The sequence below is a fragment of the Brenneria sp. L4-2C genome, from assembly GCF_040240335.1.
GTDB lineage: Bacteria > Pseudomonadota > Gammaproteobacteria > Enterobacterales > Enterobacteriaceae > Brenneria.
On record NZ_JBEIAC010000004.1, the window covers coordinates 287,973 to 311,909 of the forward strand.

Sequence of the window (23,937 nt, forward strand, 5' to 3'; positions counted from 1 at the left end):
TTATGCGTGATATAGGCGCAATCCCGACGCAACGCAATGAATAAAAAGGCATAACATATGTCGGCCGTCCGATATCCGTTTGCCGAAATGCGCCGTAAGACACGCCCCCGGCGTTCTCTATATACAGGGTTGCCGGTACAGGCGAGCCGCACAGGGTAGCGCAGGATGCGGCTGGCGATAAGCAGGATCTGGCGCATATTGCATCATCGTCCGCTCTGGTATTTCGGCGTGTCGACTCCCGAACAGAATAGTTATTTTTATACCCAAATCACAAATCCGAATCGTTTCGGTTGTCTGTCTAAACGTTTCGGATCCAGTATGGCTTCATCAAGAAGCGCCTGTGGGGGGAGTAATGAGTCGCGAAACCAGCGATAAGTCAGGAGTGATTGCACGCTATTCGCCTGAGGCGGAAATTTTTTACCGGGAGACGATCCGGCGGCGTTTTATGACCCCGGAGATAACGACCTTACCCCGTCCGGCGGCTCGATTTGATGTCGATACCTAACGAATGTACAGGGAAAGTTAAGATCAATGAGCAGGAACAAATATTATTTCTGCCCGTCTCGATGTTTTATATAGCGTTGATATAGGGAAACTAAAATGAATACAACTTCATGCTATTATATTAATAATCGAACTTTTTGGCTATTCGGCACGTTTTTCTTCCTTTATTTCTTCATTATGGCGACCTGTTTCCCCTTTTTACCCATATGGCTGCATGAGGTAATCGGGTTAAATAAAACGGAAACCGGGATTGTTTTTTCCAGCCTGTCGCTATTCGCCATTATATTTCAACCTGTTCTTGGCATCTTGTCTGATAAACTGGGTATTAAAAAACACCTGCTGTGGGTGATTACCTTCCTGTTGCTCTTTTTCGCGCCTTTTTTTCTGTTTGTCTTCGCGCCGATGTTGAAGGCGAATATCGTGTTGGGCGCGTTATTAGGGGGCGTCTATATCGGATTTGTATTTAACGCCGGTTCCGGCGCCGTTGAGGCTTATATCGAACGAATTAGTCGTCAAAGTCATTTTGAATACGGCAAGGCGCGGATGTTCGGCTGTTTCGGCTGGGGAATTTGCGCGTCGACCGCGGGGATATTATTTAGCGTGAACCCGGATATCGTCTTCTGGATGGGATCGGGGGCCGCCATTATCCTGGCTGTGCTGCTATTGATGGCTAAAACCGATAATAATAAGACCGTTGAGGTGATGAGCGCGTTAGGCGCCAACGCGCCGCAGTTTAATATGAGATTAGTGGTTGATCTGTTCAAGCTGCGTAAGTTTTGGCTGATGGTGCTGTATGTATTAGGCGTGGCGTGTATTTATGATGTTTTCGATCAACAGTTCGCCAACTTTTTTAAATCTTTCTTCGCCACGGCGGAGCAGGGCAATCGGATATTCGGCTTTGTCACTACGGCCGGTGAAGCGGCTAATGCGCTGATCATGTTTTTAACGCCGTGGATCATTAATCGCATCGGGGCGAAAAACTCATTGCTGCTGGCCGGCGTGATTATGTCGGTGCGTATTTTTGGCTCGGCTTTCGCGACATCGATCGTGGAGATTGTGATCCTGAAAATGCTGCATGCGTTTGAAGTGCCTTTTTTATTGATCGGTATCTTTAAATATATTTCCAATACGTTCGATACTCGCCTGTCCGCCACGATTTATCTGGTTGGTTTTCAGTTTTCCAAGCAGTTGATGCAGATATTTTTATCGTCTATAGCCGGCGGCTTATACGATCGTATCGGCTTTAACGACACCTATTTGGTGTTAGGCGGCATTGCGCTGACGTTTACCATTATATCGGCATTTACTTTATCCGAGACGGTAAACAGACCGGCAAATGCCGTAGCGCATTAGTCGCGCGATTAAATAACAGTATCGGTTGCGACCGGCCGCCGGACAGGCAGATACGGCGGCCGACGCCGTATCCGACCCATGTGCATTTAACGCCTGATCATGCCCTCCAGACGCGCATTCTGGCGATCCTGAGTATACACACGCCATTCAACCGCCTGAGGTGAGAGCGTAAAGATGGCGGTCGCCAGGGTATTTTCCTCATCCGGATCGGCGGGGTCCTGACGGAAAATGGGCAGCGCTGCATCCTGCCGGTCGCTTAATATCGCCAGCGCCTCAGCGCATTCGAGCGGCGTGTCGCCGCGCTCACGCAACCAGTCGTTCAGACGCCGCTGACGGCTGGCTGAACTCTGAGTGACGAGCTGTTCAACGCCGCTCATCGCAGGTTCTATCAGGTGATTGGCGTGGCCGTGCGTTCCGGTCACTTGCCGAATGCTGAAGCCTGAACCGGTTGCTTCGACGCTGATTAACCGGGGATCGCCGCATTGGGCCAGACTGTGATGAAACGCGCCTGAACGCTTCTCGCTCGTCAGAATGGCAAGCGCGTCGTCAAGCGTATCCGTATCCAGCGCGGCCCGGGCAAGAATCTGTCTGGGATAACCGATGGGCCGCACCTGCGCGCGAATATTGTTGATCGTCATGACCAACCCCCGCTGGTTAACGGCAAAGGTATGGCCGCAGAGGGAACCGGGATAGTAAAAGCTGGTAAAGGCCAACCCCTGACTGGGCTGAATATTCACGATGGCGCAATCTTCTCTTAACTGAGGGAAGCCGTCTTCATTATGGGCGATGATCAGATCGTTGTGCGCGCTTCTCCCCAGCACCGTGCTGCAACCGTCAGACGTTGAGGGAAGTAAATCTCCGCGGCAGTTCCAGGCAAAGACCTCACTGACGGAACACGCCAGACCTGAAGCCAGTCCTTCCAACTCCTGCCAACAATCGGGAAAATCAGTTCGCACCAACGCCTGCATGCTCAACGCCTGAGGCGATTGTTGCAACGCGGCAATTTTTTTCCACAGGCTGGTGGCCCGCACTTTTTCCTGATACGCCCGGCGCCCCAGTTCGCCCAACCGGCGGCCAATCTGGTAACGATCGCCAGCGATAGTCATCATCTTCATCGTTCTCTCTTTACTGTTTATTGACCAGGGATTATGCCGATTGCTGAACATGGCCCCGGTACGATAAGCCCGGATATCGCAATCTCGTCGCTAACGAATCGTCGTCAATGTCTAATTATGACACGTGTTGCAGGAACGTTTTCAGGCGTTCGCTTCTGGATGCGGTAAGCAGTTCCGCCGGCGGGCCATCCTCGGCGATGGTGCCGTTGTCGATAAAAATAAGACGCGAGGCCACCTTACGGGCGAAGTCGATTTCATGGGTCACAATCACCATGGTCATCCCTTCTTCCGCCAGGGACTGCATCACCTTGAGCACCTCGTGACGAAGTTCCGGGTCCAACGCGGACGTCGGTTCATCGAATAGCATCATCTGCGGTTTAACCGCCAGCGCTCTGGCGATGGCAACCCGCTGTTGCTGGCCGCCGGACAGTTCGGCCGGGTAGTGATCCGCCCGTTCAGCCAGACCGACCTTATCCAATAGCTGTTTAGCCAGCGCCCTGGCGTCTTTTTTACTGCTTTTGCGCACGCGTATCGGACCGAACATGACATTCTCCAGGGCGGTCAGATGCGGGAAAAGGTGGAACTGCTGAAAAACCATGCCGGCCTCACGGCGAATATCGCATTCATTAACATGCGCATCGGTAATGTGCATGCCGGCCACCAGCAGCGCGCCCGACGAGATCTCCTCCAGCTTATTGATGCAGCGCAGCAGCGTTGATTTGCCGGAACCCGAAGGGCCGATGATCACCACGACTTCGCCTTTTTCGATTTTCAGGTTGATATCATGCAACACCTGGGTATCGCCGAAGTTTTTGGCGACCTTTTGAAATTCAACGATACTCATAGTATGTGCATCCTTTTTTCCAACCGTTTAAGTACAACGCTCAGGCAAATCGTGACCAGCAGGTAAAGTACGGCGACCGCGCTCCATACTTCCAGCGCGCGGAAATTTCCGGCGATGATCTCCTGACCTTGTCTGGTTAATTCCGCCACGCCGATAACAATGAATAAAGAGGTGTCTTTGATACTGATAATCCATTGGTTGCCCAGCGCCGGGATCATTCTTCGCAGCGCGAGCGGCATGATGACATGAATTAAGGTATCTCTTTGCGATAGCCCCATGGCCAGGCTCGCTTCGCGGAAACCTTTATTAATAGATAAAATCGCGCCGCGGGTAATTTCTGCAATATAAGCGCCGGAGTTGATGATAATAGTCGTCACCGCCGCGGTAATGGGATCAATACGCACGGGTAAGATCATCGGCAAGGCGAAATAGATGAACATCACCTGAACCATAATGGGCGTTCCGCGAATAATCTCAACGAAAAATAATGAAAGGGTTTTCGTTATTTTCCCCCCTAATGCCCGGCATATTCCGGCGATCAGGCCGATGACGAAACCGCCGATCAATCCAATGACGGAAATGAATAACGTTAACTCCAACCCTTGCAGAAGTATGGGGATCGCTTCCCATACATATTTAAATTCAAAATTCATGCTTATATCCAATTCAACTACGCAGCAGTCGGCCGGGAATAGACTCCCGGCCGGTATTTATGCTTATTTGGGCGCTTTATCAAACCATTTGATATAGATTTTATTATAAGTTCCGTCTTGTTTTAATTCCGCCAGCGCTTTATTCACTTCAGCGGTATATTTGCTGTTTTTCTGCAAGGCAAAACCATATTGCTGAGGTAGCATACTGTCTGTTTCGCCGGTTGATTTTACTTTTCCGTTGCCTGCCGTTTTCACATAATAGAGAACGTTGGGGGTATCATGCACCACGGCCTGAATATTACCGGCCTGTAGATCCAGATAGGCATTATCAATATTCGGGAATTCGACATAGTTGGCTTTTACATTGGCTTTCATATAATTCGCCGCGGCGGTTCCCTGCTTAAGTCCCACCTTTTTACCCGTTAAATCTTTGAATTTAATGATTGAATCGTCGCTGGTTTTAACCGTGATAAGCAGGTCGGCATCGTAATATCCGTCGCTGAAATCCACCACTTGTTTACGCGCCGGCGTAATGGTGATTCCGGCCATGGCGACATCAATATTCCTGGATTGCAGTCCGGGGATTAAACCACCGAAATCCATCGGTCTTAAGTCGTAATCGACGCCCATTTTCTGGGCGATGGCGTCCCAGAGATCAATATCAAAGCCGACATATTTATCGTTTTGTTTGAACTCGAAGGGAACAAACGCGGTATCCACGCCAACGAGTAATTTGTCTTGAGCGTGAGCGGAAATAGCAAAACTGCTGACCAGAATTGCGCCTGAGACGAATAATGACTTGCTGAAAAAATTCATAATTAATACCTCATTGTAAGATAATTATACTCGTCCTGCTTAAAATTGCATGGGCGTTAGCCGCCTTGCTGCAACTCGAATTAGTTAGAGTATATAAACCTGTGTACTGACATAAGTATTTAGCAAGAGGTATGCCAGGATGCATTATCTTCCGTCTTTTTATTGTGTTTTTATTGTTTTTATATTATTGATTTAAAAGGTTTTTTATTTTTAGTTTAAACACGTTATTTTTATGTAATTCATGTATTTTATTTTTTCACCAAAATGATCCAATCGTTGCACTAAAATAATGATTCCCTGGTGAAGGTCATATTTTCGCACTCATTTTAGTGTTTTTATTATTATATCTTTTGCTGCTCTTTTAAAAGTGGATATACCGTTTCCGGCGCCGGCGTGTGTGATGAATTCATAATCATGGACAAAAAAGTGTAATAGCCATTGATACCGATCAGATCAATCACGCCGCGTTCGCCAAATAATGTTACCGCTTTATGCCAGGTGGCATCGCTGATGTTTTTTTTGTTATGCAGTTCCTGGCAGAATTCATACACCACTTTTTCATCTTCTAAATAAAACTCAGGATCCCGCCGGTGATTTAAGCGTTCAATCGCCTCTTTGGCGATCCCCTGTTTTTCCGCGATTGGCGCATGAATCGCCCATTCCACCTCTTGCGACCAGTTTCTGGCGGTAATGAGAATAGCCAGTTCGGAAAGCCGCGGGCCAATTGCGCTGCGATAACGAAGGTATTCTCCCATTTTCTGGGCGTGGCTCATTAATTCCGGGCTGCGCAATAGCGGTTCGAAAGGCGGTAATAGCGCGCCGCGCGGGCCGTTGATAATTTCCTCGGCCAGTTTTCTTTGTTCAGCGTCCCAACTGGCTGAATCCAGGGCCGGCATTCGGTTCATCGGCGGCATATTATTGGTTCGCTCCCACACGTTGAATTTCTTCAGGGATGACGGCGGCTAACGTTTCAACCACAAAATCCAACTGGCTTTCGCTAACGATAAACGGCGGCGCGATTAAGATATGATCGCCATATCGGCCATCGACCGTTCCGCCCATCGGGTAGACCAGCAATCCTTTCGCCATGCATGCGCGCTTAATGGCCGCATGGAGTTTGCTGTCCGGATCAAAGGTTTCTTTACTTGCGCGGTTTTTAACCAGCTCAACCCCGATAAACAGCCCCCGGCCGCGAATATCGCCGACATGATCGTATCCCCCCAAGACTTCGCGCAGGCTCTTTTGCAGATATTGTCCGCGCGATTTGACATCCGCCAGCAGGTTGTCGCGTTGGATGACCTGCTGCACCGCCAGCGCGGCCGCCGCGGCCGTCGGGTGACAAATGTAGGTATGTCCATGCTGAAACAGACCGCTGCCGGCTTTGATGGCGTCGACGATTTTATCTGTCGTCAGAACCGCGCCAATCGGCTGATAACCGCCGCCCAGACCTTTGGCGATCGTCACGATGTCCGGTACGGCGTTATCTTGTTCAAACGCATACAGCGTGCCGGTGCGGCCCATTCCGCACATCACTTCATCCGCGATATAAAGAATGCCGTACTTATCGCAGATTTTGCGCACGCCGGACAGGTAGCCCGGCGTCGGCGGCGTCGCGCCGGTCGTCGCGCCGACCACGGTTTCGGCGCAGAAAGCGATGATTTTTTCCGCGCCGTTCTCAATGATGGCGTCTTCCAGTTCTTTCAGTAATCTTGCGGTGTATTGCGCCTGGGTTTCGTCTGCGCCTTTGTCGCGGTATTCATTGCAGGCCGAGACGCGGGCGACATTCATCAGCAGCGGGGCGAACTTTTTACGCCGCCATTCGTTGCCGCCGACCGCCAGCGCGCCCAGGGTGTTGCCGTGATAGCTTTGCTTGCGCGCGATAAACAGGGTGCGTTCCGGCTGGCCTATTTCGACAAAATATTGTCTGGCGATCTTGAGCGCCGTTTCCACGGCTTCAGAACCGCCCGATACGAAGTAGGCGTGATTGAGATCGCCCGGCGCATTGGCGACCAGATTGTCCGCCAACTGTTCCGCCGCCTCGCTGGTGAAAAAGCTGGTGTGGGCATAGGCCAAGGTATCGATTTGGCGATGTATTGCCGCCAGAACATCAGGATGCGCGTGACCCAGACAGGATACGGCCGCGCCGCCGCAGGCATCCAGATAACGTTTACCGTTGATATCCGTGATATAGGCGCCTTGTGCGGATGCCGCCACGATCGGTGTTGACAGCAGACTGCGATGAATAATACGGCTCATGTTACCAGACCTTGAATGGCGAAAAGGGGTGTCATGCGTTCATCTTGCATGATTCAAATGGAACTGGTCAATATAAAATTAATTCATTTGTATCATTTGCGCTGAAAAATGATCCAGACGCTGATTAGCCTGGTATTCAGCGCATGGCGGTTATCTGCGTGGGCGAGGGGAAATATTATTGCTGTTTGCCCGGCATGATATAGGCGCCGGTATCGATCAGATGACTTTCCGCGTTCTCGATGTCTTTCACCGCCTGCTGCCCATGTTTGGCCACCAACAGCGCCAGCAGGCATTCACTGATAGCCATGCCGGAGAGGACGGACGGGAAGAAGGAGGGGCTGCCGGTGTGGAAAAGGAGCGCGGCATCCGCTTCCAGCGCCAGCGGAGAGATAAGCGCATCGGTGATGGATACCGTTTGGCATCCCGCCTGCCTGGCGGCGTTGAATACCCTGACCGTCTCTTTCGAGTAAGGGGCGAAACCAATCACAAGCATGGCGTCTGCCGGGGTCAAATCGCGGGTAAACATTTCTATGTTGCTGGCATGCCCGTCGATCAGAAAGACGTTTTTCTTAAACAGGCGATAGATGTAGTAGAGCGAATAAGCGATGGAGAAGCTGGCGCGAAACCCGCAGATATAAACGTTTTCCGCCTTATCCAGCAAGGACGCCGCTTTTTTCATCGCTTCGGGGTTAATCGATGCCGTTTGCCCGAGGTTGGCGAGATGGGATTTAAATATTTCCTCATACAGCGCGTTGTCCTCCCCCTGATCGATCAGCTTTTGCGCTTTTTTGCCGTAGGGTTCATTGCTAAGCCCCATGTCGTCAATGAAGGCGTTTTTCAGTTCGCTCCAGCCGGCAAACCCCAGCTTTTTCGCCAGACGCAACAAGGTCGCCGGTTGAACGCCCGCCTGTTTGGCGAATGCGCGCATAGAAAGCACCACCAGTTCGTTGGCGTGCTGAAGCGTAAATTCCGCCGCTCTTTGTAGCTCCGGCGTCAACAGCGGATAACTGTTTGCGATGATTTGCTGAGTGCTCATTAACGGGGGATTCTCCTGGGCTTGGAACTTGGCAGGCAAATTCTGACATAACTGTGGGTAACGTATAGCAAAATCTATCACTTATTTGGCGGCGGTTGCATACGCACGCTATCGCTCTGCGCCGTCTGGGCGGCAGACGCATAGATCGCTGTCCGCAGCCTGTGCGCCATTTTGGTGCTTTGCGTTCATCAATATGGTGCAGCCATTGGCCGCGGCCGGCGATCGCCACGCGGGGAAAATTTTTTTCATCACGCCGAATAGCGTTTTTTTCGCTGTTTTTTGCCTTTTTTACTCCTGTTAATTCATTGTATTTATTTTAATTCCCATTATATGGGAGTTTATTTCCCAAAATATGGCACGCCCCCTGCTTTAGTCATATCAGGGTGGGAGCCGTCACCCGATTTTATTGCTGCGCATACCGGGGATGCATGATGCCGAAAGTTTCTCAAACCACTGCCGGTCAGGCGGAAGACGTTATCAGCGCGCAGGAGCGGGTGCTGATGATCCTTAAAACCATCGCGCAGTTCGGCCGACCGGCCAGCGCCACCGAACTGATGAAGATGACCGGATTGGCCAAAAGTACGCTGTACCGGCAGTTGGCGATCCTCCGCCGCTGGGGGTTTGTCATGGAAAGCGGGAATCTGTACGCGCCGGGGCCGGTGAGTTTGCAATTGGCGATGGGGTTTGATGAAACCGCGTTGCTGACGCAGTGCGCGCAGGCGGAGATGCGCTGGCTGTCCGACGCCTCGCAGGAGACGGTCGCCATCACCGTGGCGATGAACCGGCAGGCGATCTGCGTCAGCATGATTGAAGCGACGCAGTCGCTGCGCTGTTCCTTCGAGAAGGGGCGCAGCGTGCCGCTGCGGGCCGGCGCGACCGCGAAGTGTCTGCTGGCGCATCTGCCTGAAGCCGAACTGCGCCACATTCTGCCGCTGGAGTTTCCGCATCCCGAACAGCGCGCCGCGATAGCGCGGCAGTTAGCGGCGATCCGCGAGCGGGGCTATGTCGACAGCGACAGTGAAGTGGATGCCGGTGTCTGGGGCGTCAGTTTTCCGTTACTGGCGCCCAACCGCAAACTGCTTGGCGCGTTGAGTCTGATGGCGCCTTCGCAGCGGGTGGCCGGCAAGCAGGCGGATCTGATTGGCCTGACGGCGGCGGCCGTCGAACGTATTCATCAGCATTTAAACGATTTTTGACGCTGTGGCCCGCAGGGGATCCATCGCGTCGTTTAACCAGAGGAAATCATGTATGTCTGTTACCCGTCGTGCTTTGTTAAACACCCTGTTCGCCATCGGACTGTCCTGTATTCCCGGTCTGACCTTCGCACAACAGGGGGAACCCATTAAAGCCGTCACGGATGCGACTTTCCCGCCGCTGGAGTTTATGGAAAACAACAAGTTCAGCGGTTTCGATATTGAACTGGTGGAGGCTATCGGCAAGCAGTTGAATCGGCCGGTACAGTGGACGAACGTGGATTTCAAGGGGTTGATCCCCAGCGTGACTTCGCAGCGGGCCGATATCGCGGTCTCCGGTATTTACATTACGCCGGAACGGGCGCAGGTGGTGAACTTCACCAAACCCTATCTGACCGGCGGACTGGTGGTGGTGGTGAAAGAGAACAACGCCGCGATCAAAACCCATGACGATCTGAAAGGGAAAAGCGTCAGCGTTCAGGTCGGCACCAAGTCGGTGGCATGGCTGCACGGCAATATGCCGGAGGTTCGTCTGGTGGAAGTAGAGAAAAACCAGCAGATGTTCAACCTGGTCAGCATCGGCCGCGTCGATGCCGCGGTGACCGGCAAGCCGGCCGCCTTCCAATATGCGCGCACCAAAGGCGGGGTACGGATTCTTGCCGACCAGTTAACCACCGAAGAATACGGGATCGCGGTGCGTAAAGATCTGACGCAGCTGCGCGACGATATCGACGGCGCCGTCGAGACGCTCAAGGCGAACGGCGTCTACCAGCGTCTGCTGGATAAATGGTTTCCCACCCACTAACGCGTAACCGCCGCGGGCGTCGCATCACGCCCGCAAAACCGCCACGTACCACAGGACATTTTTTATGAATCTAGACCTCGACTTTGCGCCGGTATTCGCCAGCAGCGACGCCCTGTTGGCCGGCACGCTGGTGACGATCGAAATTACCCTGTGCGCGCTGCTGGTCGGGTGTTCGCTCGGTCTGCTGGTCGGCATCGCCCGGCTTAACCCGCACCGGCGCATTCTGTATGCCGCCTCCAGCGCCTACGTAACCTTAATTCGCGGTACGCCGCTGCTGGTGCAACTGTTTATCTGGTATTACGGCCTGCCGCGTTTCGGCGTGATGTTGCCGTCCTTTTTCTGCGGCGTTATCGGCCTCGGGCTCTACTCCAGCGCCTATATTTCGGAAATCGTCAGGGGGGCGATCACCTCTATCGAACGCGGTCAGAACGAAGCGGCGCGCTCGCTGGGCATGTCCGGCGTACAGGCGATGTACAAAATCATTCTGCCGCAGGCGCTGGTGCGCATGATCCCGCCGCTGGGCAATGAATTTATCGCGCTGATCAAAAACTCCGCGCTGGTTTCCCTGATCACCATTCAGGATGTGATGCAGGCCGGCACGACGGTTATCAGCAACTCTTACCGCGATCTGGAAACCTATCTGGTGGTGGCCGGCGTGTACTTTGTCCTGACCGGCATTTCCGTTGTGGCGCTGCGTTATTTTGAGAAACGTCATCATATGAAGGGGGTGCAGTAATGACCGACCGTCAATCTATAGAGGCGTCCGCGCTGATCACCATCCGTCGTCTCGGCAAACGTTTTGGCGACAATACGGTGCTGCGCGGCATTGATTTCGACGTGTTCCCCGGCGAAGTCGTGGTGATTATCGGCCCCAGCGGCTCGGGGAAAAGCACGTTCCTGCGCTGCTGCAACGGTCTTGAACACCCGGAAGAGGGCGACGTCACGCTGTGCGGGCGGCCGCTGATCAGCGGAGGAAAGATGCTGGCCGAACCGCAGCTCAACCAACTGCGCAAAGAGGTCGGCATGGTATTCCAGTCCTTCAACCTGTTTCCGCATTTGTCGGTGCTGGAGAACATCTGCGTGGCGCCGCTGATGCTGCGCGATATGAGCAAAGCCGCCGTTCGTCAGCAGGCGCTGCAACTGCTGGAGAAAGTCGGTCTGGCCGCCAAGGCGCAGGCGATGCCCGGCAGCCTGTCGGGCGGACAGAAACAGCGGGTGGCGATTGCCCGCGCGCTGGCGATGTCGCCGACGGTGATGCTGTTCGATGAACCGACCTCGGCGCTCGATCCTGAATTGGTGGGCGAAGTGCTCCAGGTGATGAAATTGCTGGCGCAGGAAGGCATGACCATGATTGTCGTCACCCATGAAATGGGGTTTGCGCGCGAAGTCGCCGATCGGGTGGTGGTGATGGACGGCGGCGGCATTATTGAGTCCGGGACGCCGGCGCAGATTTTCGGCGCGCCGCGCTGCGAGCGCACCCAGCGATTTCTTCAGTCGGTCTTGTCCCAGCACTAAGGCGCCGGACCGAACTCTTTTCTTCACCAGGCAACCAATCATCATGATAACGAATCAACTTTTTGCCCAACACGCGTTGCTGAATGACGGCTGGCAGCGCGACGTATTGATCGCGTGGGACGAGCAGGGCGTGATCAGCCGGGTTGTCCCGGATTGCCGCCGTCCGCCCGACGTTGAACAGGCCGGCTGGCTGCTGCCGGGCATGGTCAACCTGCACTCGCACGCTTTCCAGCGCGCTTTCGGCGGACTGACGGAGTATCGGCGACAGCAACAGGACAGCTTCTGGAGCTGGCGTAATCTGATGTATGACTTTGCGGCGAAGATTTCACCGGAGCAGTTGGAGATCGTCGCCACCTGGTTGTACAGCGAAATGCTGGAGGCGGGTTACACCTCGGTATGCGAGTTTCACTATGTGCATCATCAGCCCGACGGCAGACCCTATGCCGATCCGACGACGCTGTGCCGCAGCCTGATCAACGCGGCGACGCGCACCGGCATCGGACTGACGCTGCTGCCGGTGTGCTACCAGAACAGCGGTTTCGGCGCTCAGCCGCCGGAGGCGAAGCAGCGGCGTTTTATCAACGACACCGAACAGTTTCTTACGCTATGGCAACAACTGATGCCGCTGACGCGCGACGCTCAGGTGCGGCTGGGCGTCGCGCCGCATTCGCTGCGCGCCATCTCCGCACAGGCGTTGACGCAACTGCTGAGCGGTATCGACCAGATGGATGCGCGCGCGCCGATCCATATCCATGTCGCCGAACAGCGCAAGGAGGTGGATGACTGCGTTGCCTGGAGCGGTCTGCGGCCCGTCGAGTGGTTGCTGGAACACCAGCCGGTCGACCGTCGCTGGTGCTTGATCCATGCCACCCATATGACGGCGCAGGAGTATCGACGCGCCGCCGGCAGCGGCGCGGTGGTCGGACTGTGTCCTACCACCGAAGCCAATCTGGGCGACGGGATGTTTGATTTTCCTCAGTGGCGTCAGCATGACGGCCGCTGGGGCATCGGTTCCGACAGCAATGTCGCCGTCAGCGCCGCGGAAGAGCTGCTGATGCTGGAATATTCTCAACGTTTGCAGTTCCGTCAGCGCAATGTCTGCGCCGACCAACGGCAGAGCGATGTCGCCGCCAGCCTGTATCTGGGCGCGCTGCATGGCGGCGCGCAGGCCAGCGGGCGCAATGTGGCCGGGCTTGCCGCCGGTCAGCGCGCCGATCTGGTGGAACTGGACGCGCAGCACGCCGCGCTGGCGCTGCTGTCCGCGGACAACATTCTGGCCGGCCATCTGTTCGGCAGTTCGCGCAGTTCGGCGGTACAACGGGTATGGACCGGGGGGCGTCAGCGGGTGGATCGTCAGCACCTGCTGCATCCGTCGGCGCTGGCGGCGTTCGTCGATGTACGTCGGCAGTTATTGCAGCAAATTTGACCGGGAGATTGACATTATGACTAGCGTAGCGCCGTTTATTTTCCATCAGGGCAGCGAACCCTTATTGATCACCATGCCCCATACCGGCGTCTGGCTGCCCGACGAGCTGGCCGGCGACCTGACGCCTGAAGCGCGGACGGTACCCGATACCGACTGGCACATCGAGCAGCTTTATGCTTTTGCCAGAGAAATGGGGGCGTCGTGGCTACAGGCCACCTGCTCCCGCTATGTGGTCGATCTCAACCGGCCGCCGGACGGCGCCAGCCTTTATCCGGGGCAGGCCACCACCGGGCTGTGTCCGGAGACGCGGTTTGACGGCGGGCCGGTGTATCTGCCGGGCGCCGCGCCGTCTCCCGAAGAGGTGCAGGCGCGTCGCCGCCGTTACTGGCAGCCCTGGCACGATAAGCTGGAGGAGGAACTGACGCGACTGAAAGCCCGCTTTCCCCGCGTCGTGCTGTGGGACGCGCATTCCATTCGTTCCGTGTTGCCGCAGTTTTTCGACGGACGCCTGCCCGATTTCAATATCGGCACCAATAAAGGCGCGAGCTGCGCGCCCGCATTGCAGCAGCGTATCGCGGCGGTCGCGCGCGCCGCCTCGCCGTTCACGCAGGTGGAAAACGGACGCTATACCGGCGGCTATATCACCCGCCACTATGGTCAGCCGCATCAGGGCGTACACGCGGTGCAGATGGAGCTGGCGCAGAGCAGCTATATGGATGAAACGCCGCCCTGGCGCTGGCAACCGCAAAAGGCCCGCGCGCTGCAAACCCATCTTCAGACCATGCTACAGTCGGCGCTGGCGTTTGCCCGCGAAGGCCGGTAACGACGCGCTGAGGGATATTCGCCTCGGCCGCTTGGCATAATTATCGGGACGACGGCGTCGTCCCCGCACCCAACAGAGCGGAATCCATGATCGAATTTTATGATACCGAGAGCCTGCCGGTGACGCGCTGGCGTAATGGCGGCGGCGAAACGCGGGAGATCGTCAGCTTTCCGCCCCGCGCGGCGTCATTCGCCTGGCGCGCCAGTATCGCCAGCATCGCCGCCAGCGGCGCTTTCTCTTTTTTTCCGGGGGTCGACCGTGTGATTACCCTATTGCAAGGCGAGGGCGTGGCGCTGGCGTCGCCGGGGGCGTTTGACCAGCCGCTGGCGCTGTACCAGCCTTTCGCCTTTGCCGGCGAAGCGGCGGTGAACGCCCGTTTGTCCGGCCCGGAAAGTCTGGATTTCAACGTTATGACGCGCCGCGGGGTATGTCGGGCGACGGTGATCGCCACCCGACGGCCGCAGCAGGCCGTCGCCGGGGTTTGCTGGGTGATAGCCGGCCGCTGGCGCATAGGGGATGCCACCTGCGCGCGCGGACAGGGCGCATGGTGGAACGACTGCGCCGTCGACGTCCGGCCCGACTCCGCGGACGCGCATCTGCTTTTCGCCGCGATTACCTATGAATGAGGCGTTTGCCTTGCAACCTCGCCGGCGCGCGGCGTGAATATCATTATTGCTTACATTTTCCTGCGCGGGGCCGATCGACCGCAGGCTTACGCTTGATAAGGCGCGCCTGCCCGGCGGGGGAAAACGGCGGGTGAGCCGATGATAAATATCCGTCCGGCAAAGGGTTATTTTTAATATTTGGCGTAACCTGTAAAGGAGTAACTTTAAATTTCTGTAAGGTTAATGCTATGCAACGTAAAGCCGGGTTATCGCGGATACTGATAACCCTCACCGTTTTGTTCTCCGTCCTGACCGGCCTCTACCTGCTCATCGGCGGTATCTGGTTGGTCAAACTTCATGGTTCATGGTATTACCTGATCGCCGGGCTGATTATGCTGGCGACCGCCTGGCTGTTGCATCGCCGCCGCGTCGTCGCGCTGCTGCTGTATGCGGTTTTCCTGCTTGGCACCACGCTCTGGTCGCTTTGGGAAGTCGGGCCTGATTTCTGGGCGCTGACGCCGCGTCTGGACGTCACCTTCTTTTTCGGCCTGTGGATTGCGCTGCCCTTTATCTACCGCGGCCTGACCGGTCAAGGGCCGCTGGCGCGCGGCGCGCTGGGCGTCTCGTTGGCGATCGCCGTCATTGTGCTGGCGTATGCGATATTCAACGATCCGCAGGAGATTAACGGCTCGCTGAGCGCGGATCAAAGCGCCGCCGCCGACCGCCCGGCCGGCGGGATACCCGACGACGACTGGCCCGCTTACGGCCGCACGCAAGCCGGCACCCGCTATTCGCCGCTGACGCAGATTAACGATAAAAACGTCGGTCAATTGCAGGAAGTCTGGCGGTTTCGCACCGGCGATTTGAAAAGGGTCGGCGATCCGGAAGAAATCACCGATGAAGTTACGCCGATCAAGATCGACGATACCCTTTATCTATGTACGCCGCACCAAAGGCTGTTCGCGCTGGATGCGGTGACCGGCAAAGAAAAATGGCATTTTGATCCGCAACTGGCGACTAATCCCTCATTTCAGCACGTTACCTGCCGCGGCGTGTCTTATCACCAAACGCCGGCGCAGGTCAATGCGACGGACGCCAAACCCGCGCTCTGCTCGCGCCGCATCCTGCTGCCGGTCAACGACGGCAACCTGTACGCGCTGGACGCGCAAAGCGGCGAACTGTGTCCCGACTTTGCGGAGCACGGCAAGCTGAATCTGCAAAGCAATATGCCATATGCCCGCGCCGGCGCCTATGAGCCGACGTCGCCGCCGATTGTGACCGACAGCGTGGTGATTATCGCCGGCGCGGTCACCGATAACTACTCTACGCGCGAACCTTCCGGCGTGATCCGGGGTTTCGATGTGAATAGCGGCAAGCTGCTGTGGGTATTCGATACCGGCAGCAAAGATCCGAACAAGATCCCGCAAGGGGAGCAGGTTTATACGCCGAACTCGCCGAACTCCTGGGCGCCGGCCGCTTATGACGCCGCGCTGGATTTGGTTTATCTGCCGATCGGCGTGGCGACGCCGGATATCTGGGGCGGTCATCGTTCGCCGGAAATGGAGCGTTTCGCCAGCGGCCTGCTGGCGCTGAATGCGACGACCGGCAAACTGGCGTGGTTCTATCAGACGGTTCACCACGATTTGTGGGATATGGACGTACCGGCGCAGCCAAGTCTGGCGGACATTACCGATAAGAACGGTAATACCGTGCCGGTGGTGTATGTTCCGGCCAAGACCGGCAACATTTTCGTGCTGGATCGCCGTACCGGCGCAACCGTGTCGCCCGCGCCGGAAACCCCGGTGCCGCAAGGCCCGGCCAAAGGCGATCGTCTTTCTCCCACCCAGCCTTATTCCGCGCTGACCTTCCGTCCTCAGCAGCCGTTGACCGGCAAGGATATGTGGGGGGCGACCCTTTACGATCAGTTGGTCTGCCGCGTGATGTTCCACCGCTTGCGTTATGAAGGGCCGTTTACGCCGCCATCCGAGCAGGGGACGCTGGTTTTCCCCGGCAATCTGGGCATGTTCGAATGGGGCGGCATTTCGGTTGATACCGACCGTCAGATTGCCGTCGCCAACCCGATGGCGCTGCCGTTCGTTTCTCAACTGATTCCCCGCGGCCCGAATAATCCGGCGCAACCGGGCGTCGGCGAGCAAGGCGGTTCCGGTTCGGAAGCGGGGATTCAGCCGCAGTACGGCGTGCCGTTCGGCGTCAAGCTGAACGCTTTTCTGTCGCCTCTGGGGATCCCCTGCAAACAGCCCTCCTGGGGTTATATCTCGGCCATTGACCTGAAAACCAACGATATCGTGTGGAAAAAGCGCATCGGCACCGTGCGCGACAGCTCGCCATTGCCGCTGCCGTTTAAGGTCGGCATGCCGATGCTGGGCGCGCCGGTCTCGACCGCCGGCAATGTCTTCTTTATCGCGGCGACGGCCGATAACTATCTGCGCGCTTTCAACGTGACGAATGGCGAACAGCTATGGGAAGCGCGTCTGCCGGCCGGCGGCCAGGCCACGCCGATGACCTATGCGGTTAACGGCAAGCAGTATGTGGTCATCGCCGCGGGCGGGCATGGCTCGTTCGGCACCAAACTCGGCGATTATATTATCGCCTATGCGTTGCCCGACGGAAAATAACAGGGCGTCAAGCGATGGCGGTTTACGGTTGCAGAGGTTGATCCCCGCCTACTACCGCGGGGATGGCGTGGGGGACGACGGGATACTTTTTTCGTCATTCTCGCGCAGGCGGGAATCGGTCAATGACGGTTTACGGTTGCAGAGGCTGATCCCCGCCTACTACCGCGGGGATGACGCGGGGATGGCTTGGGGATGACTCGGGGATGACGAGGGGGACGACGGGATACTTTTTTCGTCATTCTCGCGCAGGCGGGAATCGGTCAATGGCGGTTTACGGTTGCAGAAGCTGATCCCCGCCTACTGCTGCGGGGATGACGTGGGGATGACGCGGGGGATGACGGGGTACTTTTCTCGTCATTCTCGCGCAGGCGGGAATCGGTCAATGGCGGTTTACGGTTGCAGAGGCTGATCCCCGCCTACTGCCGCGGGGATGACTCGGGGATGACTCGGGGATGACGTAGGGGACGACGGGATACTTTTTTCGTCATTCTCACGCAGGCGGGAATCAGTCAATGGTGGTTTACGGTTGCAGAAGCTGATCCCCGCCTACTACCGCGGGGATGACGAGGGGGACGACGAGGGGGACGACGGGGTACTTTTTTCGTCATTCTCGCGCAGGCGGGAATCGGTTAATAGCGGTTTACGGTTGCAGAGGTTGATCCCCGCCTACTGCTGCGGGGATGACGTGGGGGACGACGGGGTACTTTTTCGTCATTCTCGCGCAGGCGGGAATCGGTCAATGCGGTTTACGGTTGCAGAAGCTGATCCCCGCCTACTGCTGCGGGGATGACGTTGGGATGACTCGGGGATGAAGCGGGGACGACGTGGGGGACGACGGGGTACTTTTTTCGTCATTCTCGCGCAGGCGGGAATCGGTCAATGGCGGTTTACGATTGCAGAAGCTGATCCCCGCCTACTGCCGCGGGGATGACTCGGGGATGACGTGGGGGACGACGGGATACTTTTTTCGTCATTCTCGCGCAGGCGGGAATCGGTCAATGGCGGTTTACGGTTGCAGAGGCTGATCCCCGCCTGCTGACGTGGGGATGACTCGGGGGACGACGGGATACTTTTTTCGTCATTCTCGCGCAGGCGGGAATCAGTCAATGGCGGTTTACGGTTGCAGAAGCTGCTCCCCGCCTACTGCCGCGGGGATGACGTGGGGGATGACGCGGGGGAGGAATGAGGAATCGCGCGTACCCTGCGCCTCCGCAGCCATGTCATAAATGTCCGGCTGTCCATCGGCCGGGCGTACAGGTAGCCCTGTAAATATTTGACGCCGTTCTGCTTCAGGTAGCGGTATTCGTGCCGGGTATTCACCCCTTCCGCCACCATATCCAGATCCAGCCTGCGGCTCAGGCCGATAATCGCGTCGAGCACCGGCGTATCGCTATGGGCCGAGTCGATGGTTCCGACGAAGGCCTTATCGATCTTCAGGTAATCCAGCGGAAACATTTGCAGGTAGGACAAGGAACAGTGACCAGTGCCAAAATCGTCAATGGCGATAATGAACCCCTCCCGCCGCAGTAGCGTCAGCTTTTCCACCACATCCTGCGTATTCGTGATGAGGCTGCGTTCGGTGATTTCCAGCGTGATGCGCATCTTATGCGGCGACAGCATCTCCGCGAGACGGCGAATGTCGTCCACAAAATCCGCATGTTGCATATGCTCGGCCGCGATATTCACGTCCAGATGAAATCCTTCAGGCACTTGCCAGTGTTTTACATCGGCGGCCAGCAGTCTGAACATATGGTGCGTCAGCGGAATGATTAAGCCCTCGGCCTCGGCGGAAGGAATAAAGACATCCGGACTGATGCTTCTGCCGCCGGGCCGATACCAGCGCATCAGCGCTTCCACGCCGATACAGCTTCGGGTCGTCATATCGTAGATCGGTTGATAATGCACGGCGAACTCGTCGTTGAGCATGCCCTTGCGCAGTTCGTCGCGCAGCGACATTTTGCGTTTCTGCCATGAACGGATAATGGCGGTAAAGATCACAGACAAAATCAGCGCCAGCGGCAGAAAGGCGATAAAGGCGCGCCGCCATGACTTGACCAACTCCGAGGCCGGCAACGCCGCGCTGACCTTAATCGGATAACGGGGTGAGACGGCGGCGGCGGACATTGGCGCGATCAGCGGATTATCATCCACAATGGCGTGTCCTTCCTGAATTTTATAGCCGTCGCCGAAGCAGATGCTCAGCAGATATTGCCGGGTATTGCCCATGGCGTTCATAAAGTCGATCAAATACTGCGAATCAACCAGAGCGAAGGCGCCGAACGAGTCGGAAAGCTGTCGGGCGAAAATCACCGCCGGCCGTTTCTGGACGCGCCTTGTCTCCGGCAGCGAAATATTCCAGCGCTCGGGCATCGGGGTCGGCAGCGGATGCTGGATAATGTTGTTTAACGGGATAAGGCTGTCGCCGGAAACGGAGGAACAGTACATATTCTCTCCCTGCAACAGTCCCACCGAACGAAAGTAGGCGGAGAGCGTACCCTGGTATATCAGTTCGGGAAAAATGCGCTCGCAGGGTTGCCCCTCGTAAACCATCAGGCTATCCACCATGCTCCAGGCCTGCCGGCTAATGGCTTCCGCCTGATGCATGATCACCAGATTGGTTATTTTCAGATCCTGTTTTACATCCTGCTTTGCAATGATATAGCTGAAGACCATGCCCAGTAAGATGGGGAGTAACCAGGCGACGATTAACAGATACACGTATCCAGGGGCGGGGCTATGATTGTTTTTTTCCATTACGTCTCTATTCTTTCATTTCCCTGATATTGTCGGATTTGTTTGACTGACAGTACACGAAGAGGGTCTGAAACCATTCCAAGTAGAAACCACACTGATTTTGTAGAAAAGTGTAGCACGCATCAATGTTCCCCGTTCAATAACCAATATGGCGCGGCATCATTAATTTCCCCGCGGTTCAATCAGCGCGCCGGGAGAAGGCCTGATGGGCGAGGAAGCGAAAATGGCCGGATGACGGCTGCTGCTGCGCCGTCATCCGGCCGGGGTTTAACGCGGGGCCTGAAAAGGGCGTCCCATCGGCATTAACCGCAGACCCTCAGGCAGATGCCGCCAGGGCAAGGTTGTCAGATCCACGGGCATGAACCCCGGCGCCACCGCCACGATAATCTCCGCGGCGATGGTGGAAAAATCCGCGCGAAAATGTACCGCGCTTTTGACCACCAGAATATCCTGTTCGGTGGTTTCAATTCCGGCAAAGCGAAACATGGCTTGATCGGCCATTTGCGCCTTGTGGGTGGAGACCACCACGCGGACGTTGCCGATCTTCAGACAGGCGCTGGGGCCGAGATCCATATCGAAGCCGCCGAAATAGGGGCCGGTGGCCTTGAAGCGGCCGGACATGATTCGTTCGATAAAAAAAGTGGCGCTAAACGGTTCGTCGTCGCTCAGACCGGCGTGTCCGCCCAACGCAAGGGTGAGGCTATTGCCGGCGCCGGCGGCCTCGATGTCTTTCATCGCGGCGGGATCCACCATCAGGCCGATGGCGGCGCGGTTCGCCTGATTGCGCACCAGCGCGCGCAGCATTCCCGTGGTATCGGAGTTACTGCCCGCGCCGGGATTGTCCTGGGCGTCGGCTATCACGATCGGCCGCGAGCCCTGCGCCGCCCGACGCATGGCGTATCGCACCGCTTCATCCGGCGTATAGGTTTTGTCGCTAAAGCGGGATTCGGCGGCGCACACCGCGTGATACAGCGTATCGGCCAGCCGATCGGCCTGCGCCTGATCCGGCGCATAGGCCCAGATCGCCGGCGTGCATTCGGCAAAATCCGCCGCCGGGAATCCCATGGTAAAGGACAGATGCGTCTGCTCTGTTTCCAGCGCCGCCAACTGTTGATAAAGCTCGCTGGCGGGCGCCAGATCGGTACATTGCCAACTGATGGGAATCAGAAACGGGATGCGCCGTACGGCTTTGGCCGGCTTGTCGCCCGTCGCCCGATGCCGCATCAGCAAATTCCAGGCGCGTACCCCGGTATCGGCCATATCCACATGGGGATAGGTGCGGAAGGCCACCAGGTAATCCGCGTTATCCAACATCGCCCGACTGACGTTGGCATGCAGATCCAAACTTGCCACCACCGGAATGGCCGCCCCGACCAGCGCCCGCACGCGTCGCAGCAATTCGCCTTCGCCATCGTCGAGGTGTTCGGCCGCCATCGCGCCATGCAGATCCAGATAGACTGCGTCAACGGGCAGCGCCGAGCGGATACCCTCAAGGATCAGCGCCGAAATACGCTCGAACGCATCGCGGGTGACCGGGCCGGAAGGGCTGGCCGCCGCCCACACCGTCGGGATCGCCTCATCGCCGTGCGCCAGCGCCTGGGCGACGAAGCCGGCGGCGGGAATATTCTTGCCGCGGATGCTCGGCCATACCGCCTCGCCCTGCGTCATGCCCGGCCAGCCGCCGCCCTGTTCGAACATCCGCCAGTCGGCGGGGCTGGGGGCAAAGGTGTTGGTTTCATGCTCAAAACCGCCATATACGATACGCAATGTCTTCTCCTCGCTGTATTGGATTCAATACCGGCCTGATGTATCCGGCGCGGTTGCACTGTGCCGGTGCGCAACGGCGAAATCAGGTGAACAAAATTGCACCAGTAACGCGCAAATGATCGGCTTATCTCGGGTTTGCAAGCTGGAACGATAATTGCTTCTGTCTGTATCGTCGATTGTCGACAATATCCCGTCAGAGGATAACGCCATTTCCATCAAACGATCCAGGAGCTTTACATGACCAGTTCGAGATTACCGCTACGGCGTTATGCCCGTTACGCGTTAATGGCTGCATCGCTAGGGTTCGCTTCAACCGTCGCTCAGGCGGCCACCGTTAACGCCGTGATGCATGCCAGCCTGCGCGCGTTGGATCCCAACATCACGACGGCCTATATCGTGCGTGACTATGCCTACATGGTTTATGACACGCTGCTGGCGCTTGATGCCGACAATAACATCCAGCCGCAGATGGCGGAAAAATGGGACGTGTCGCCAGACGGCAAAACCTATACTTTCGCGCTGCGCGACGGCCTGAAATGGCATGACGGGCAACCGGTGGTCGCCGCAGACTGCGTGGCATCCATCCAGCGCTGGGCGCAGTTGGATAAGCTGGGGCAGGTGATGAACGGCCTGCTGGAAAATATTCAGGTGATCGATGACAAAAGCTTCTCGATGACGTTCAAACAGCCGACGGCCATCGCGCTACAGGCATTGGCCAAATCCAGCGGCGTGGCGCCGTTTATGCTGCCAAAACGGCTGGCCGATCAGCCGCCGGGCGAACCGATCAAAGAAGCGGTCGGCTCCGGCCCGTTCCGCTTCATCGCCGGCGAATACCGTCCCGGCGTACAGGCGGTATTTGAGAAATTCGCCGACTATGTGCCGCGTAAAGAGCCGGCCAGCGGGCTGGCGGGCGGCAAGGTGGTGAAGGTCGATCGGGTCAAATGGATCTCCATGCCGGATACCATGACGTCGGTGAATGCGCTGCTTTCCGGCGAGGTGGATTTCATCGAGGATTTACCGATGGATCTGTTGCCGATGCTGGAGAACAACGACGAGGTCACGCTGACCGAATATAAGCTGCAAGGCTCGCAGAATGTGGCCCGGCTCAATTTCCTTCAGCCGCCGTTCGATAACAAGCTGATCCGTCAGGCCGCCCTGGTCGCGATGGATCAGGAGGCGGTATTGCAGGCGCAAAGCGGCAATCCCAAATATTATCACACCTGTCCGGCGTACTTTGGCTGCGACACGCCGTATGCCGGTTCGGTCGGGGCGGACCTTTTGGTGAAAGGCAACCCGGCCAAAGCCGCCGAGCTGCTGAAACAGGCCAACTATGACGGCACGCCGGTCGTTATTCTGCACGCCACGGACGTCCAGTCGCTGGCGGCGATGCCGCCGGTATTCGCCCAGTCGCTGCGTCAGGCCGGTTTTAACGTGCAGTTGCAGGCGATGGACTGGCAGACCGTGACGGTGCGCCGCGCCTCGAAAGAGAAACCCGCCAATGGCGGCTGGAATATCTTCAGCACTTACAACACCATCGCCGATATCTCCGATCCGGTCGGCTCGATCACCGCCGCGGCCAACGGGCCGCAGGCCTGGTTCGGCTGGCCCGATATTCCCGCCGCGGAAGCATTGCGACTGAAAATTGCGTTGAGCACCAGCGACAGCGACAAAAAACAGTACGCCGAAGCATTGCAGAAAACGCTGCTGGAGGAAGTGGCGGCCATTCCGCTGGGCGAGCGCTCGGTGGTGACCGCCCGGCGCGCGAATGTGAAAGATCAGGTGAATACCACCGTCCCGGTGTTCTGGAATATGACCAAAACCGGTAACTAAATCCGC

General features: G+C 56.7%; 19 protein-coding genes. 10 read left to right on the plus strand and 9 right to left on the minus strand.

What is annotated here, in order from left to right:
- The first annotated feature begins 600 nt into the window (after positions 1–600).
- On the plus strand, positions 601–1,857 hold the full coding sequence (locus ABRZ26_RS09145) for an MFS transporter (protein ID WP_319603944.1): 1,257 nt from the start codon (positions 601–603) through the stop codon (positions 1,855–1,857).
- An 86-nt stretch (positions 1,858–1,943) separates the two neighbouring features.
- On the opposite strand, the gene ABRZ26_RS09150 is transcribed toward ABRZ26_RS09145, so the two are convergent.
- The 7 genes from ABRZ26_RS09150 to ABRZ26_RS09180 form a co-directional block, all read right to left on the minus strand.
- Complete coding sequence (locus tag ABRZ26_RS09150; RefSeq protein ID WP_319603945.1) at positions 1,944–2,972, minus strand: C45 family autoproteolytic acyltransferase/hydrolase; 1,029 nt, start codon at positions 2,970–2,972, stop codon at positions 1,944–1,946.
- A 115-nt stretch (positions 2,973–3,087) separates the two neighbouring features.
- The gene (glnQ, locus tag ABRZ26_RS09155) at positions 3,088–3,810 is read right to left on the minus strand and encodes a glutamine ABC transporter ATP-binding protein GlnQ (RefSeq protein ID WP_319604003.1); all 723 of its coding nucleotides are present in this window, start codon (positions 3,808–3,810) and stop codon (positions 3,088–3,090) included.
- Positions 3,811–3,812: 2 nt separating this feature from the next.
- The gene (gene glnP / locus ABRZ26_RS09160) at positions 3,813–4,469 is read right to left on the minus strand and encodes a glutamine ABC transporter permease GlnP (RefSeq protein ID WP_319603946.1); all 657 of its coding nucleotides are present in this window, start codon (positions 4,467–4,469) and stop codon (positions 3,813–3,815) included.
- Positions 4,470–4,532: 63 nt separating this feature from the next.
- The gene (glnH, locus tag ABRZ26_RS09165) at positions 4,533–5,285 is read right to left on the minus strand and encodes a glutamine ABC transporter substrate-binding protein GlnH (protein ID WP_319603947.1); all 753 of its coding nucleotides are present in this window, start codon (positions 5,283–5,285) and stop codon (positions 4,533–4,535) included.
- A gap of 341 nt (positions 5,286–5,626) precedes the next feature.
- Entirely contained in the window at positions 5,627–6,190 is a 564-nt protein-coding gene (locus ABRZ26_RS09170; RefSeq protein ID WP_319604004.1) for a carboxymuconolactone decarboxylase family protein, read from the minus strand.
- Between the two features lie 10 nt (positions 6,191–6,200).
- Entirely contained in the window at positions 6,201–7,541 is a 1,341-nt protein-coding gene (locus tag ABRZ26_RS09175) for an aspartate aminotransferase family protein (RefSeq protein WP_319603948.1), read from the minus strand.
- Between the two features lie 175 nt (positions 7,542–7,716).
- Complete coding sequence (locus ABRZ26_RS09180; RefSeq protein WP_319603949.1) at positions 7,717–8,577, minus strand: MurR/RpiR family transcriptional regulator; 861 nt, start codon at positions 8,575–8,577, stop codon at positions 7,717–7,719.
- A gap of 428 nt (positions 8,578–9,005) precedes the next feature.
- Between ABRZ26_RS09180 and ABRZ26_RS09185 the strand changes: the two genes are divergently transcribed.
- The 8 genes from ABRZ26_RS09185 (at position 9,006) to ABRZ26_RS09220 (ending at position 17,580) form a co-directional block, all read left to right on the plus strand.
- Entirely contained in the window at positions 9,006–9,773 is a 768-nt protein-coding gene (locus ABRZ26_RS09185; RefSeq protein WP_319603950.1) for an IclR family transcriptional regulator, read from the plus strand.
- A 52-nt stretch (positions 9,774–9,825) separates the two neighbouring features.
- The gene (locus tag ABRZ26_RS09190) at positions 9,826–10,575 is read left to right on the plus strand and encodes a transporter substrate-binding domain-containing protein (protein WP_319603951.1); all 750 of its coding nucleotides are present in this window, start codon (positions 9,826–9,828) and stop codon (positions 10,573–10,575) included.
- 64 nt (positions 10,576–10,639) lie between these two features.
- Positions 10,640–11,311, plus strand: a complete 672-nt coding sequence (locus ABRZ26_RS09195) for an amino acid ABC transporter permease (RefSeq protein WP_319603952.1) — start codon at positions 10,640–10,642, stop codon at positions 11,309–11,311.
- A gap of 32 nt (positions 11,312–11,343) precedes the next feature.
- Positions 11,344–12,090: an amino acid ABC transporter ATP-binding protein gene (locus tag ABRZ26_RS09200; RefSeq protein ID WP_319604005.1), complete on the plus strand. Its 747-nt coding sequence runs from the start codon at positions 11,344–11,346 to the stop codon at positions 12,088–12,090.
- 43 nt (positions 12,091–12,133) lie between these two features.
- Positions 12,134–13,516, plus strand: coding sequence for a formimidoylglutamate deiminase (locus ABRZ26_RS09205; RefSeq protein WP_319603953.1), 1,383 nt, complete (start codon positions 12,134–12,136; stop codon positions 13,514–13,516).
- 16 nt (positions 13,517–13,532) lie between these two features.
- Complete coding sequence (gene hutG / locus ABRZ26_RS09210) at positions 13,533–14,339, plus strand: N-formylglutamate deformylase (protein WP_319603954.1); 807 nt, start codon at positions 13,533–13,535, stop codon at positions 14,337–14,339.
- An 86-nt stretch (positions 14,340–14,425) separates the two neighbouring features.
- On the plus strand, positions 14,426–14,965 hold the full coding sequence (locus ABRZ26_RS09215) for a HutD/Ves family protein (RefSeq protein WP_319603955.1): 540 nt from the start codon (positions 14,426–14,428) through the stop codon (positions 14,963–14,965).
- A 227-nt stretch (positions 14,966–15,192) separates the two neighbouring features.
- Complete coding sequence (locus tag ABRZ26_RS09220) at positions 15,193–17,580, plus strand: glucose/quinate/shikimate family membrane-bound PQQ-dependent dehydrogenase (protein WP_319603956.1); 2,388 nt, start codon at positions 15,193–15,195, stop codon at positions 17,578–17,580.
- Positions 17,581–18,720: 1,140 nt separating this feature from the next.
- On the opposite strand, the gene ABRZ26_RS09225 is transcribed toward ABRZ26_RS09220, so the two are convergent.
- A complete protein-coding gene (locus ABRZ26_RS09225) occupies positions 18,721–20,334 on the minus strand; it encodes an EAL domain-containing protein (protein WP_319603957.1) in 1,614 nt (537 codons plus the stop codon).
- A 267-nt stretch (positions 20,335–20,601) separates the two neighbouring features.
- Complete coding sequence (locus tag ABRZ26_RS09230; RefSeq protein ID WP_319603958.1) at positions 20,602–22,101, minus strand: M81 family metallopeptidase; 1,500 nt, start codon at positions 22,099–22,101, stop codon at positions 20,602–20,604.
- A 237-nt stretch (positions 22,102–22,338) separates the two neighbouring features.
- On the opposite strand from ABRZ26_RS09230, the gene ABRZ26_RS09235 reads away from it, so the two are divergent.
- Positions 22,339–23,931: an ABC transporter substrate-binding protein gene (locus ABRZ26_RS09235; protein WP_319603959.1), complete on the plus strand. Its 1,593-nt coding sequence runs from the start codon at positions 22,339–22,341 to the stop codon at positions 23,929–23,931.
- The last annotated feature ends 6 nt before the right edge of the window (positions 23,932–23,937 follow it).

Bases quoted from the DNA above. Each gene is read 5' to 3' on its own strand.
- ABRZ26_RS09185 (WP_319603950.1), top strand. From the start codon at position 9,006: ATGATGCCGAAAGTTTCTCAAACCACTGCCGGTCAGGCGGAAGACGTT.
- ABRZ26_RS09170 (WP_319604004.1), bottom strand. From the start codon at position 6,190: ATGAACCGAATGCCGGCCCTGGATTCAGCCAGTTGGGACGCTGAACAA.
- ABRZ26_RS09150 (WP_319603945.1), bottom strand. From the start codon at position 2,972: ATGAAGATGATGACTATCGCTGGCGATCGTTACCAGATTGGCCGCCGG.
- hutG (WP_319603954.1), top strand. From the start codon at position 13,533: ATGACTAGCGTAGCGCCGTTTATTTTCCATCAGGGCAGCGAACCCTTA.
- ABRZ26_RS09235 (WP_319603959.1), top strand. From the start codon at position 22,339: ATGACCAGTTCGAGATTACCGCTACGGCGTTATGCCCGTTACGCGTTA.
- ABRZ26_RS09180 (WP_319603949.1), bottom strand. From the start codon at position 8,577: ATGAGCACTCAGCAAATCATCGCAAACAGTTATCCGCTGTTGACGCCG.
- ABRZ26_RS09205 (WP_319603953.1), top strand. From the start codon at position 12,134: ATGATAACGAATCAACTTTTTGCCCAACACGCGTTGCTGAATGACGGC.
- glnP (WP_319603946.1), bottom strand. From the start codon at position 4,469: ATGAATTTTGAATTTAAATATGTATGGGAAGCGATCCCCATACTTCTG.
- ABRZ26_RS09195 (WP_319603952.1), top strand. From the start codon at position 10,640: ATGAATCTAGACCTCGACTTTGCGCCGGTATTCGCCAGCAGCGACGCC.
- ABRZ26_RS09215 (WP_319603955.1), top strand. From the start codon at position 14,426: ATGATCGAATTTTATGATACCGAGAGCCTGCCGGTGACGCGCTGGCGT.
- ABRZ26_RS09175 (WP_319603948.1), bottom strand. From the start codon at position 7,541: ATGAGCCGTATTATTCATCGCAGTCTGCTGTCAACACCGATCGTGGCG.
- ABRZ26_RS09225 (WP_319603957.1), bottom strand. From the start codon at position 20,334: ATGGAAAAAAACAATCATAGCCCCGCCCCTGGATACGTGTATCTGTTA.
- ABRZ26_RS09220 (WP_319603956.1), top strand. From the start codon at position 15,193: ATGCAACGTAAAGCCGGGTTATCGCGGATACTGATAACCCTCACCGTT.
- ABRZ26_RS09190 (WP_319603951.1), top strand. From the start codon at position 9,826: ATGTCTGTTACCCGTCGTGCTTTGTTAAACACCCTGTTCGCCATCGGA.
- glnH (WP_319603947.1), bottom strand. From the start codon at position 5,285: ATGAATTTTTTCAGCAAGTCATTATTCGTCTCAGGCGCAATTCTGGTC.
- ABRZ26_RS09145 (WP_319603944.1), top strand. From the start codon at position 601: ATGAATACAACTTCATGCTATTATATTAATAATCGAACTTTTTGGCTA.